This window comes from Microbispora sp. NPDC088329 (genome assembly GCF_040685655.1).
Classification (GTDB): Bacteria; Actinomycetota; Actinomycetes; order Streptosporangiales; family Streptosporangiaceae; genus Microbispora.
Genome location: NZ_JBFBIP010000018.1, coordinates 54,906 through 67,446, shown reverse-complemented (window position 1 = coordinate 67,446; position 12,541 = coordinate 54,906). Strand labels below are relative to the sequence as shown.

The following is a 12,541-nucleotide window of genomic DNA, read 5'->3' as shown; positions in this document are numbered from 1 at the left end:
AAGCTTCAGGCGTATGACACTAGGTTTGTGGGCGTGATCAACGGAACGGTGGAACCGGGTTTCGAGCAGGTGCGGGACGTGTTCGCCGATGTGCTGAAGCGGCAGGCCGCAGGAGCGGGGGCGGCGGTCGCCGCCCAGGTCGACGGCCGATGGGTCGTCGACCTGTGGGGCGGGCCCGGCTGGTCACGCGACAGCATCGTCATGCCCTACTCCGTGACCAAGCCGTTCGCGGCGGTCTGCGCGTTGCTCCTCGTGGATCGGGGCGTGCTGGATTTGGACGCTCCGGTGCAGCGCTACTGGCCCGAGTTCACCGCGCCGGCGACCGTACGCCATGTCCTGTCGCACCAGGCCGGTGTGGTGGCGCTGGACCAACCGGTGCCCACCGAGACCTTCTACGACTGGGATCGGATGTGCGCGCTTCTCGCCGCGCAGGAGCCGTCGTGGGAGCCGGGCACCGCGCACGGCGAGTCGGCGTTGTTCTACGGGCACCTCGTCGGTGAACTGGTCCGGCGCCTTGACGGGCGGACGCTCGGCCGCTTTCTCGCCGAGGAGGTCTGCGGCCCCCACGAGCTGGACTTCCACATCGGCCTCGGCCCCACCGAACAGGCACGGGCGATCGAGCTGACCGGCTTGACCCCGGCCTTCCGGGCTGCCGCACTGGACGGCAAACCCGACCTCTACCACCGTGCGATCGGCAATCCGCCCGGTGCCCAGGACCCGGCCGTGGTCAACTCGGCCGCCTGGCGGGCCGCCGAGATCCCCGCGGTCAACGGCCACGGCACCGCCCGTGCGGCCGCCGGGTTCTACTCCGCGTTGCCGCGGCTGCTGTCAGCCGACCTGCTCGCCGAGGCCACCACCGGTCAGTGCTCGGGAACGGACGCGGTTTTCGGGGCGCGGACGACCTGGGGGCTGGGCTTCGGCGTCGACGGCGACGACTACGGGATGGGCGGCCTGGGCGGCAACTACGCCGGAGCCGCTGCCGGCTACTCTTTCGCCTTCCTCACTGGCCATGCCGGCGATTTCGACCGCGCCACCGACCTGGAGAACACTCTGCGCGCCGTTCTCGGGCTGGGCCCGATTGCCGAATAGCCCTTCTCAGCTCAGCGCCTGCCTCAGGAGCGCCGCGATCCGCGCCTCGACGTCGGCGGTGATCTCGGTCAGCGCGTACGAGGCCGGCCACATGGCGCCTTCGTCGAGGGTCGCCTCGTCGCTGAAGCCGAGCGTCGCGTAGCGGGCCTTGAACTTCGCCGCGGACTGGAAGAAGCAGATCATCTTGCCGTCGCGGGCGTACGCCGGCATCCCGTACCACAGCTTCGCCGTGAGGTCCGGCGCGCTGGCCTTGATCAGGGCGTGCAACCGCTCGGCGATCACACGGTCGGGCTCCGCCATCTCGGCGATCTTCGCGAGCACCTCGCTCTCCGTGTCGGCCGTCTTGGCGCCCCGCCGAGCGCTCGTCTTCAGCTCCTTGGCGCGCTGCTTCATCGCGTCGCGCTCTTCTTCGGTGAACCCGTCGTACTTCTGGCCCTTGGCGGTGGTGGTCTTCGTGGTGTTCGACATGACGACGTCCTCTCTCTGCGATGAGTGGCTGGGGTTGGTGGTGGGCGGGAGCAGTGTCACCACTGGCCCGCCTGCTGGCGGGTCGGCACGTTGAGCCGGTTGAAGGCGTTGGCGATCGCGATGTTGAGCAGCAGTGCGGCCAGCTCCTTCTGGTCGAAGTGCTTGGCGGCCAGGTCCCACACCTGGTCCGGCACCGGGTCCGCCTGGTCGGCGAGCCTGGTCACGGCCTCGGTCAGGGCCAGCGCGGCGCGCTCCTCGTCGCTGAACCACGGCGTCTCCCGCCACGCGGCGACGGCGTGCACCTGGTCCGCGGTCACCCCGTGCCGCTGGGCCTGGTGGACGCCCCCTGCCACACATGGGGCGCAGCCGTTGATCTGGCTGGCCCGCAGGTGGCTCAGCGCCAGCAGCCTGCCGTCCACTCCGGCACCCGCGACGGCCTTGTTGACCGCCATCAGGGCCTCCATCGCCCCGGGGATCAAAGCCGCCGGGTTCGGCATGCGCTCGGTCGACATCGCTTCTCCTTCGCCGCGGGTGTTTCCGACAGGAGCAATACGACCATCGGCGTGCCGGGGCCCGCATCGTCCGTGGGACACCGTGGGACACGCGGAACCCGGCTGAGCAGCGCGAACGTACCGCCGATCCGTCCGTGTGGGCCGGGACGGGTACGGTGTTCCACGTGTCCGGCCCCCAGGAGCGACTGGTGGCTCAGCTCGCCAGGATCAAGGAGCTGAGCGGGCTCAGCCTGCGTGCCCTTGCCCGCCAGACGGGTCTGAGCAGCTCGTCGTTGTCGCGGTACCTCACCGGCCAGCTCGTGCCGCCGTGGGAGGCCGTCGTGGCGCTGTGCCGCGCTGTGAGACGCGATCCCCGGCCCCTGCGCGCGCTGTGGGCCGAGGCGGCCGAAGCCGGCGCGGCGCCCGCCCGGCGCCGCAACGACCTGCCGGCCGACCTGTTCGACTTCACCGGCAGGGAAGCGGAGTGCGCGCTGGCCGAGGAACTGCTGCGCACCACTGGCGCGGTCGCGATCGACGGCATGGCGGGCGTGGGCAAGACCAGCCTGGCCGTGCATGTGGCCCATCGGCTCGTCCCCGCCTATCCGGACGGCGGGCTCTATCTCGACCTGCAGGGCTTCACCCCGGGTCAGGAGCCACTGGAGCCGCACGCCGCGCTGGGCAGGCTGCTGGACGCGTTGGACGTCACGCACCCCCCGCCCGGCACCGCCGAACGCGCGGCGCTCTGGCGGTCGGAGCTGTCCCGCAGGCGGATTCTCGTCGTGCTCGACAACGCGGTCGACGCGGAGCAGGTGCGCCCACTGCTTCCGGGCGCGGGGAAGTCCGCGGTCCTGGTGACCAGCCGGCACCGGCTGGTCAGCCTGGACGGAGTGCCGCCGGTGTCCCTGGAGCCGTTGACCGACGACGACGCGGTACACCTGTTCGGCCGGGCGGCCGGGCTCTCGCTCACCGAAGAGGAAGCGGTGGGTCAGGTGCTGCGGCAGTGCGGCGGACTTCCGCTGGCGCTGCGGATGGCGGGCGCGCGGCTTCGCCACCGTCCGGGCTGGACGGTGGCCGTACTGGCCGAGCGGCTGCGCGCCACCCCCAGCCGCTTCGACTCCGCCTTCGGCATGTCGCTGCAGCAGCTCGACGCGGTCCAGCGCCGCATGTTCCGGCTGCTGGGCGTGCTTCCTGGGGCCGACTTCGACGCGGCGGTGGCGGGCGCGCTCACCGACATGCCGCCCGACCGGGCCGACGCGGCGCTGGAGGAGCTGGTCGACGCCCACCTGGTCCAGGAGCCCTCGCCCGGGCGCTACCGGATGCACGATCTGGTCCGGCAGTACGCGGCGGACATCGCCGCCGACGAGGAGCCGCGGGCCGAAGCCGCCCTGCGCCGGGTCCTGACGCACTATCTGGCGCAGGCCGTCGCCCACGATCAGGCGCTGCCGTCGCCGCACCGCAAGGAACCCTCCCCGGGAGATCCGGCGAGGGCCATGGCCTGGTTCGACCTCGAGTACGTCAACCTGGTGGCGTGCTTCGACGCCGCCGTACGGCTCGGTGTGGACGAGGTGGTGGCCGAGCTGCCACAGGCCATGCGGGTCTGGTTCTTCCGGCACCGCGGCACCGACGACCAGGCACGCCTGCTCGAAGCCGCCGCGGCCGCCGCGGGGCGTCTCGGCCGCGACCGGCAGCGGGCTTCGCTGCTCGCGGACCTCGGATACGTCCGGGCCACCGCCGGACGTCTCACCGAGGCGCTGTCCGCCTACGAACTGGCCGAGCAGTCAGGGCCGGACGACGACGTCGCGGCCGCCCTGGCCCTGCGTATCGGCATGGTGCGCCGGGATCTCGGTGACCTCGAAGCGGCACAGACGCACTTCCGCCGGGCACGCGAGCTGTTCGAGAAGATCGGGCGCCACGCGGGGCGGTCCCAGGCGCTGGCCTTCGACGGATGGGTGACACTTCACCTCGGGCGGCGCGGCGAAGCTGTGGAACTCGCCCGGGCATCCGTCGCCCTGGCGGACGGGCCCGCACGGATCACCGGGCTGGTCACCCTCGGCCTCGCACTGGCGCCGGACGACCCGGCGGAGTCGCTGCGAACGCTGTATGACGCGTTGCGGCTGTCCGAGCAGCACAATCTCCAGCACAACCAGGCGTGGTGCCACAACTATCTCGGTGTCGCGCTGCGGATCACGGGCTCGCCCGCCAAAGCGCTCGAACACCACCGGCGGGCCTTCGAGCTGCTGGAACCGCTGGCCGAGGTACAGCTGGAGATCGATTGCCTGCACACCTACGCCGAGACGTGCCGCGCGGCGGGCCGCTATGACGAGGCGCTGGCGCTGCTCGACCGCACCATCGAGCTCGCGCGTGAGCTGGGCCGGCCGTACGACGAGAAGCTCGCCCGCGCGGCGCGTGAGACCGCGCGCGCCGCGGCCGGGCACCACCGATGAACTGGCGGTTGTTCAGTCCTCGGTGCGGTCGAACCGGGCCTGTAGCGCGTTTCTCAGGTTGTTCAGTATCCCTTGCGGTTGGGGTCGTCGTCGGGGGTGAGCAGGACGGCCTGGTCCCCCAGTCGGATGGCCTCGTTTACCACATTTATCACACAAACAGTGATTTGGCCGATATAGTCAAATGGCCGAGCATCATCCCCTAATCAATGAAGATCCTCGGCGCAATCCGTTGTCGGCACGTACGCCGACAACGGATTCGAACGGCCCTTGATGAGCGTGCCGGTGGGCTACTCGTCGCCGATTTCGAGGCAGGCCAGCCGCCGGAGTATCTCGATATCGGCGAGGTCCTTCTGCCGCCATGGCCGTCCGTTGCGCAGGTGCGGGAACTGCTCTTTCATGGCGAGCATGCCCGAGACACTCATGGCCGGCACCGGCGTGCCATGAAGTGCCACGGGCTCATCGCCGAAGGATCCCGGCGGAAACAGCCAGTCGGACCATCGCCCCAGGGGACTGAACGATCCATCCGGCCGCCGGTCGAAGTAAGCGGTGCTGAAGAGCACATCGTCCAGCGCGAACTCGCAGGACTCCTCTGGCGGTTGAGTCGTCAGAGCCGTGGCGCCGGCTTCCACGAGTATTTCCTTCGACCGCTCGGCGTGAATACGTTCAACCCAGAATTCCACGTCACCGTGCTCGCGGGTGATCCGGCCGATCCTCGCATCGAGTCCCCAGCCCCCGAACAGCCATGCTGGGATGTCGGCCGCCTGCATGACCGCGACGACCCTGCGGATAACACGCAGTTGCCCTTCGGCCTTCTCGTCCATGATTCGATCCTGTCATGCAGGATGGCCTTCCCATACTCGTTCGCCGGTGCCGGCTTCGGGCTGTCCGGACCTGACGATTTCTGCTAACGGGGAAGCATGCCATTTGTGATCATATTGACGCCGAACCACCCCCAATACACCCGGTGGTGCTGGATCAGCCCGTCGCGAATCTCCATGACCTCGACGATGTCCATCTGCTCGCCATCGGGCGTCTGGCGGGGATACTCCCAAGTCAAGGTCGTCCCGTCCGACAGGAAGCCGGTGCGGAAGCGGCGTCGCTGCGGCGGGTGGTGGGCGAAGACCCGCTCGACGAACCGGCGGAGCTCGTCACGACCGCGGATCACCCCCTCCTCGACGCCGAGCAGGTAACACACCAGTGGGCTCTCCAGGGTGGCGTCCTCGTGATACAGAGCCATCGCCGCATCCAGGTCCTTGGCCCCCAAGGCCTCATCCCAGGCCTGGAAAACGTGCTCGACAGTCGCATCGGCGTACTGGTTCGTCATCCGGCTACTCCTCGGAATGGTCGTTTCCATGGATGCGGAAACCCTATGCGCCAACTCTTTCGATCAGGGTCGAAGGATGCCTCGGAACCCACCCGAGCTTCCGGCCCGGCAGGGCACCACGTGTCATTTCCGGCGACTGCTGACGCTTGAGCCATATTTAAGGTGCTTTCCCCGGTCGGATCGGTTAAATTGAGGGCCGCGAGGAGGGATGAATGTGCCGGGCGGACTGACGACCTTGTGGCGGCCGACCGGGCCGGAGGAGTTGGAACTGGTCCGGCGGTCCGGGTGGCGGGTGTGGCCGCCGCGGCTGCCTGAGCAGCCCATTTTCTATCCCGTGCTCAACGAGGACTACGCGATCAGGATCGCGCGCGACTGGAATGCTCCCCGCCACGGAGTGGGCTACGTGACGTGTTTTCGGGTTTCCACTGAGTTCCTGGCTCGTTATGCGATACGGCAGGTCGGCGGGGAGACGATTCTCGAACTGTGGGTGCCCGCCGAGGAACTGGACGAATTCAACGCGCACATCTCCGGCCTCATCGAAGTGGTGCACGAGTTCCGGCCGGACCTCGACAGGAGATGAGACGGCGGCGCGGACGCGGCCAAGCATGTCGTGATCACAAGTGAGGGGTGTGCCGGGGATGACGAGCCAACACGGGGTGGACCGGCCGGAATCCGTTGTGAGACGCCGGCGCCTGCACCGGGCCGTCTTCGCCGCCGCCGGGGCCTACAACATCGCCTGGGGCGCGTACGCGGCCCTGGACGCGCAGTGGCTTTTCCGGTTCGCGGGGATGCCGCTCCAGAACCATCCGCAGATCTTCACGACCCTGGGCATGGTCCTGGCGCTTTACGGCGTGCTCTATCTGGACGTGGCGTTGCGGCCCGAGCGAGGCTTCCTGATCGCGGCCGTGGGGCTGGCGGGCAAGATTTTCGGCCCGCTCGGCTGGCTGTGGCTCTTCTCCTCGGGCCAGTGGCCGATTTCCTCCGGCATCCTCGTGGTCACCAACGACCTGGTGTGGTGGATCCCGTTCGTCGTCTATCTCGTGGACGCCTGGCCGAACTGGTGGCGCGACACCAGGGCGGTGGAGGGCCTTCGAGATTCGGGGGATGCGTAGCAGGGGACCGGTGGCGGGTGGCTGCCGGATGCAGCGCGTGATGCCCCGATATGATGAAAAATCCGACGTGGCGGTAATTCAATCCATATGTAATACCCGGTCGCGTCAGGGTCTTATTACCTGGCATTATTTGTGGCCACCCCCTCTTTACAGGCCCTGTCGCCGAGCGTTCAATCGGCAGTGACAGTAAGACGCTCGATCATATTCAGTGCGGAATTCTCCGCGCTTCTTCAGAGCCTGACAGAGCTTCTCTCCTGAGGCGGCCGATCCGGCGGGCGTCCCACTGGCCCGTGCCGCGCGATACACGATCCGATTCTGAGGCGCTGCTCCGTCTCGCCCTCGAATACGCCCGGCCCCGCGCCCACGTGTTCCTCGACATCCGGCGGCTCGAATCGCCGGCGCCCGGAACGCGCCCACCGGCCCGTGGCCGGCGCCTCGCCGACTCGAAGAGTTCACTCACGCGTCGTCATGCGCCGATAGTGCCGGCGAAAAGAGAAAGGAAAGCCCATGGCACCCGTCATCACCTCGCTCAGCGCGGCCCCGCAAGGCACCAACCAGGGCAGTTACGGCCAGACCCTCACGATCAACGGCACCGGCATGACCGGCGCCACCGCGGCCAAGATCGGCTCGCGGACGGTCCCGGCGACCGCCAACCCCGGCGGCACGGCCGTGACCTGCACCCTCCCCTCCGGATGTGGCCCGGTGAGTGTCAGCGTCGTCGCCCCGAGCGGGACGAGCAACTCGCTGCCCTTCTACTACATCGACTCGCCGTTCGTCTCCTCGCTGACGCCGGCCGAGAACTCGGCGCAGGCGCCGGACGGCGTCACGATCACCGGCGAGACCCTGCTCACGACCAACCGCGTCCGGTTCTCCGGGACCGACGCCACACTCGCACTGCCCATCACCTCCGACGCCTCCATCGTCGCGACGCCCGCCCCCGTCACTCCGCTCGGGGCACCGCCCTGGTTCCAGTCGCTGAACCTCGAGGTGCGCACGTCGGGCGGATCGTTCACCCTTCCCAACGCCGCCCTCCTCTTCGACACGCCCACGATCACCGCTCTGGACCCGATCACCGGCACCGTCGGCACCCAGGTGATCATCACAGGGACGGGCTTCGTCGGATCGGCGATGAGCGTGACGTTCGCCGGCGTCGAGGCCGACTTCACCATCAACTCCGACACGCAGATCCTCGCCTTCGCCCCGACCAATCCCGTCGGTGCGGCCGACGTCGTCGTGACGACTCCGGGCGGGCCCAGCGCGCCGGCGACGTTCACGTACGCATAGTCGCCGCCGCCGTCCCGGGTACGGCGGGCGGCTCTTCGCGGCCTCCCTGGAACAGACGCGTGCCTTGACCGGCGTCGTCCGGTCAGGGCACGCGCCCGCATCGAAAGGACGTGAGGTCATGGCTCCGGTCGTCACCGGCGTGACGCCCAGCTCCGGATCGACCGTCGGCGGCACCCCCGTGACCGTCACCGGCAGCGGATTCGTGAACGTCGGCGCCGTCCGATTCGGCGGCGCCCAGGCGGTCGGCGTGAACGTGGTATCCACCACCACGCTCACCGCGATATCGCCTATGGGAGCCGGAACCGTCAGCGTGACCGTCACGGCGTCCGGCGGGACGAGCCAGCAGCTCGTCCCGTTCACCTACGTGAACGCACCGGCGCCGGTCATCACCTCGCTGAGCCCCCGGGAGGGACCGGTAGCCGGTGGCACGACGGTGACGATCACCGGCAGCGGTCTCACCGGCGCCACCCAGGTGCGGTTCGGGGCACTGTCCGCCTCGTACACGACGAACTCTTCGACGCAGATCACCGCCACCGCGCCGGCGGGCATGGGCCCTGTGCTCGTCGCGGTCACCACGCCCGGAGGCGTGAGCATCCCCCTGCCGTACTGTTACACCGCCGCGAGTGCCCCCATCCCCTTCGTCGCGGGGGTGGCACCCGGCCAGGGCCCGCTCGCCGGCGGCACGCCCGTGGTCGTCACCGGCATCGGTCTGTCAGGAGCCACCGCCGTCCGGTTCGGAGCGGTGCAGGCCGTCTTCGTGGTGGTGACCGACACGCAGCTGGCCTGCACGGCGCCCGCAGGTGCGGGAACCGTCGACGTCACGGTCGTCGCGCCTGGGGGAACGAGCGCGACGAGCGAGCTCACCTCCTACACCTACGTCGTCATGCCGACGGTCATGACGCTGTCCCCGGCGCAGGGGCCCGTGACCGGCGGCAATCTCGTCACCGTCATCGGCTCCGGCTTCACCTACGCGACCGATGTGCACTTCGGCGGAGCCCCGGCGCCCTTCTCGATCGTCTCCGACACACAGATCGTGGCCACGGCGCCAGGCGGCGCGGGGACGGCCGGTGTGACCGTGGGCTCGGCCGGTGGGGCCAGTGCTCCCGCCGCCTTCTACGTGTACCTGTGAACGTACTTGGCGTCGCCCGGCGCATGGTGGCGAACAACGCGTGTAGCCGGAACCCTCGCCTCGATGCAACCCGCAGACAAGTATGCGTACTACGTCATTGCGGAAGCAATGGGAGATTCCGAGCATCGGTGATCTGAATTCGGCGACGTCTACACCTATTCAGCAACCGACAAGGTAAAAGCGGCCGTGTCCCGTCTCCCTTCCGGGTGGCCGAGGAATCAGGATGACGCAAGATCAGCCCTCGTTCTGGCATTTCCGCTTGTTGAGGGCGAGTTTGTCTTGCTTGCACCAGTGATTCAGGGGGAGTCAGTTGCGCAGGCCCAGCAACCTTGCCGGGAACGCCATGCTCGGCGTGGTGTTGACCGTCGGCGTCGTGACCGTGGGGGGCGTCTCCGCGAGGGCCACGATGGCCGGCCGCCCCGTTTCCAACCGCCCGACGCTTCCTCCCACCGCCACGTCTCCGGTCCCGAGACCTGCCCCCGCGGGGAAGAACAAGAACAAGCAGCGGCAGCACGGCCAGGGGAATCAGGCCCAGAGCCAGAACCTGATGCGGGACCTCACGCACATCCTGGCGCCGGTCCAGAAGGTGCAGACGGGCGCAGTGGCGGCGCCTGACAACCGGCAGGCGACCGACTCGCGGGTGAGTCCCCAGACGAATCAGAACGAACTGAACGACACACTGATCAACGACCGGCAGTTGCAACAGGGTCGCCGGGGCCCCAGGGGTGATCACCATGACGCGGGCCGGCGGGGTCCCGGGGGTCGTGCAGGCACACGGGGACCTCAGGGACCACGTGGTCCTCAGGGCCCGCGTGGTCCTCAGGGCCCGAAGGGGGCCAAGGGGGATCCCGGGACTCCCGGCACTCCCGGTGCTCCGGGGTCGGCCGGCCCACCCGGACCTGCGGGGGTGTCCGGCTACGAGACCGTCACAGGACCGCCCACCACCTGCATGCCCAATGACTTCTGCGTCGCCGTCGCCGAGTGCCCCGCGGGGAAGCGGGTGGTGGGCGGCGGCTGGGCCTTTGTCGAGGTTCCGGGGCCGCCGTTCTCCTTCTCGAACCTCGCGAGCGTGTCCGGCGGAGACACCACCTGGCAAGCGCTCTTCTACAACGGCTCTGACACACAGGATGCGATCTTCCAGTCGCGAGCGATCTGCGCCACCGCGTGACCGCGCCGGCCGGGAGGAGCGGAGTTCTGCGCCCTTCTGAACGGCGGGAAAGCGGCAGACGTCCGGTCGCCTGCCGCCGGGTGTCCGTACCGCACGCAGTCCGGCTGTGCCATAGATAGCTGTTCGGCGTTTCTTTCCTGTTCGGCCGGGAGTCATTCCCGGTGTCAAACATCCCCGGTGGACGTTCGCCTCGACGCCACCACCGGGGAGCATCATGGATCCCGCCCTCAGCCGCCGTTCTTTCCTGCTCGCCTCCGCTATGACTACGTCGGGTGTCGCGCTGGAGGTCGCACTGGCCTCCGCTCCGGCCGCCTCCCTGACCGCGGCGCCCTCGGTCACGGCGCCCATGACCACGGTCCGGACCGTCGCCAGGCCGCGCGGCGCGACCGGCTACCGCAGGCTCGCCGACGGGCCCGGGTGGCGGCGGGTGACGCGTACCGAACTGGCCGGGGCCAAGAAGGGCAGGGCCGAACGCCGTACGGCGCTCGCCTGCTTCGTTCAGTTCACCGACCTGCACATCACCGACGTGCAGAGTCCGCAGCGTTATGAGTTCCTGCGGGCGGGAGACCTGGGTTTCTGGCGTCCGCAGGAGGCGCTGACCGCCGTCGGAGCGGTCTCCCTGATCGAACAGGTCAACGCCCTGCGCCGCGGCCCGGTCACCCGGGCGCCCATCGGTTTCGTCATGACCACCGGCGACAACACCGACAACAACTCCCGGATCGAGCTGGAGTGGTTTCTGACCGCGATGACCGGTGGCCGCTTCACTCCCAACACCGGTGACCCGAGCGGGTACGAGGGCGTGCAGGACTCCGGCCTGGGCCTGTACTGGCAGCCCGACTCCGGCATGCGCGACATCGACAAGCGGGTGGGATTCCCGCGTCTGGACGGCTTCCTGGAGGCCGCGATCCGCGAGGTGAGCAGCCCCGGCCTGGCCGTTCCGTGGTATTCCACCGTCGGCAACCACGACCGGCTCTTCGGCGGCTCCTACTCGGCGTCCGGCGGCTTCTTCGCCGACATCGCCACCGGCTCGCGCAAGCTGTTCGCGCTGCCCGCCTCCGAGGCCGGCGCCGTCTACCAGTCGCTGCGCCGGGGCGACCCCACGGGCGCGCGCTTCCGTGCCGCATGGAAGCGCTACAAGGGCAAGGCCCGCACCGTCACAGCCGACGAGCGCCGCGCCCCCGTGAGCCCGCACGCGTACGTCGCCGCGCATCTGGACCCGGCGTACACCGGTGCGGGACCCGTCGGCCACGGATACACTCGCGACAACCTCGACAGCGGCTCACTGGACTACCTCTTCCGGATCGCCGACGGGGTCGTCGGCATCAGCCTCGACACCACCGACCGCGGTGGCGACTACCGCGGGTCCGTCGGCAACCGGCAGCTGGCCTGGCTGGAGCGGACTCTGAAAACCCACGCGGACGACGTCGCGCTCATCTTCAGTCACCATCCGAGCTGGGCCATGACCAACCTCACCCCCAACCCGGCCCGTGCCCACGAGAAGCGCCACGGCGGGCAGGAGTTGCTCGCGACGCTGAAAAGGCACCGCAACGTGGCCGCGTGGATCAACGGCCACTCCCACTACAACAAGATCGTGCCCCATGGTGGCTTCTGGGAGATCTCCACCGCCTCCCACATCGACTACCCGCAGCTGGCGAGGGTCGTCGAGCTGGCCGACAACCACGATGGGACGCTCTCCCTGTTCACCACGCTGGTGGAGTCGGCCGCGCCGCGCCGCACCGACTTCACCGACCTGTCGCAGAACGGCCTCGCCGCGTTGTACCGGGAGCTGTCGTTCAACTCGCCCGGCATGCGGGGCACGCTGGCGGGCCTGACCGCCGACCGCAACACCGAGCTCCTGCTGCGGAAGCGATGACAGGACTTCCCACCCGGCCAGTGATGAGTGAAGATCGCGAGGTGGCCGAACCCCGGACGCCGCACGCGCCGGACGGCGGGCAGGTCCCGCACGATCGGCTGCTGGGCGCGGCCGTCGTCTCCCACCGGCCATGACGCGGGCGGTTCGAGCGAGAAGGCG

At 69.1% G+C, this 12,541-nt stretch carries 13 protein-coding genes; 8 read left to right on the top strand and 5 right to left on the bottom strand.

All coding sequences use genetic code 11. From position 1 onward, the window contains the following. The first annotated feature begins 33 nt into the window (after positions 1-33). Positions 34-1,089 carry a serine hydrolase domain-containing protein gene (locus AB0O28_RS28575; RefSeq protein ID WP_363645432.1) on the top strand — a complete coding sequence of 352 codons (1,056 nt, stop codon included), beginning with the start codon at positions 34-36 and terminating at the stop codon, positions 1,087-1,089. Between the two features lie 6 nt (positions 1,090-1,095). Here the strand turns inward: AB0O28_RS28575 and AB0O28_RS28570 are convergent, their stop codons facing one another. Both AB0O28_RS28570 and AB0O28_RS28565 read right to left on the bottom strand, forming a co-directional pair. After that, positions 1,096-1,557, bottom strand: a complete 462-nt coding sequence (locus AB0O28_RS28570) for a DUF1801 domain-containing protein (RefSeq protein ID WP_363645430.1) — start codon at positions 1,555-1,557, stop codon at positions 1,096-1,098. A 56-nt stretch (positions 1,558-1,613) separates the two neighbouring features. Then, positions 1,614-2,069: a carboxymuconolactone decarboxylase family protein gene (locus AB0O28_RS28565; protein ID WP_363645428.1), complete on the bottom strand. Its 456-nt coding sequence runs from the start codon at positions 2,067-2,069 to the stop codon at positions 1,614-1,616. Between the two features lie 164 nt (positions 2,070-2,233). On the opposite strand from AB0O28_RS28565, the gene AB0O28_RS28560 reads away from it, so the two are divergent. Further along, positions 2,234-4,492, top strand: a complete 2,259-nt coding sequence (locus AB0O28_RS28560) for a tetratricopeptide repeat protein (RefSeq protein ID WP_363645426.1) — start codon at positions 2,234-2,236, stop codon at positions 4,490-4,492. A 287-nt stretch (positions 4,493-4,779) separates the two neighbouring features. Here AB0O28_RS28560 and AB0O28_RS28555 read toward each other — a convergent pair whose 3' ends face one another. Both AB0O28_RS28555 and AB0O28_RS28550 read right to left on the bottom strand, forming a co-directional pair. Next, positions 4,780-5,313, bottom strand: a complete 534-nt coding sequence (locus AB0O28_RS28555; RefSeq protein ID WP_363645424.1) for a hypothetical protein — start codon at positions 5,311-5,313, stop codon at positions 4,780-4,782. A gap of 83 nt (positions 5,314-5,396) precedes the next feature. Beyond that, complete coding sequence (locus AB0O28_RS28550; protein WP_363645422.1) at positions 5,397-5,816, bottom strand: nuclear transport factor 2 family protein; 420 nt, start codon at positions 5,814-5,816, stop codon at positions 5,397-5,399. 214 nt (positions 5,817-6,030) lie between these two features. Here AB0O28_RS28550 and AB0O28_RS28545 point away from each other — a divergent pair, with 214 nt between their 5' ends. The 4 genes from AB0O28_RS28545 to AB0O28_RS28530 all read left to right on the top strand — a co-directional run bounded on the left by AB0O28_RS28545 (position 6,031) and on the right by AB0O28_RS28530 (position 9,341). Further along, on the top strand, positions 6,031-6,396 hold the full coding sequence (locus AB0O28_RS28545; RefSeq protein WP_363645616.1) for an ADP-ribosylation/crystallin J1: 366 nt from the start codon (positions 6,031-6,033) through the stop codon (positions 6,394-6,396). Positions 6,397-6,493: 97 nt separating this feature from the next. Next, complete coding sequence (locus tag AB0O28_RS28540; protein WP_363645420.1) at positions 6,494-6,928, top strand: hypothetical protein; 435 nt, start codon at positions 6,494-6,496, stop codon at positions 6,926-6,928. A gap of 507 nt (positions 6,929-7,435) precedes the next feature. Further along, complete coding sequence (locus AB0O28_RS28535; RefSeq protein WP_363645418.1) at positions 7,436-8,212, top strand: IPT/TIG domain-containing protein; 777 nt, start codon at positions 7,436-7,438, stop codon at positions 8,210-8,212. Between the two features lie 118 nt (positions 8,213-8,330). Further along, positions 8,331-9,341 (top strand): IPT/TIG domain-containing protein, encoded by a 1,011-nt coding sequence (locus tag AB0O28_RS28530; RefSeq protein ID WP_363645416.1) that lies wholly within the window; start codon positions 8,331-8,333, stop codon positions 9,339-9,341. A 306-nt stretch (positions 9,342-9,647) separates the two neighbouring features. Here the strand turns inward: AB0O28_RS28530 and AB0O28_RS28525 are convergent, their stop codons facing one another. Next, on the bottom strand, positions 9,648-9,770 hold the full coding sequence (locus AB0O28_RS28525) for a hypothetical protein (protein WP_363645414.1): 123 nt from the start codon (positions 9,768-9,770) through the stop codon (positions 9,648-9,650). A 478-nt stretch (positions 9,771-10,248) separates the two neighbouring features. On the opposite strand from AB0O28_RS28525, the gene AB0O28_RS28520 reads away from it, so the two are divergent. Both AB0O28_RS28520 and AB0O28_RS28515 read left to right on the top strand, forming a co-directional pair. Beyond that, on the top strand, positions 10,249-10,509 hold the full coding sequence (locus AB0O28_RS28520) for a hypothetical protein (RefSeq protein WP_363645412.1): 261 nt from the start codon (positions 10,249-10,251) through the stop codon (positions 10,507-10,509). 214 nt (positions 10,510-10,723) lie between these two features. Further along, positions 10,724-12,382 carry a TIGR03767 family metallophosphoesterase gene (locus tag AB0O28_RS28515; protein WP_363645410.1) on the top strand — a complete coding sequence of 553 codons (1,659 nt, stop codon included), beginning with the start codon at positions 10,724-10,726 and terminating at the stop codon, positions 12,380-12,382. Positions 12,383-12,541: the final 159 nt, after the last annotated feature.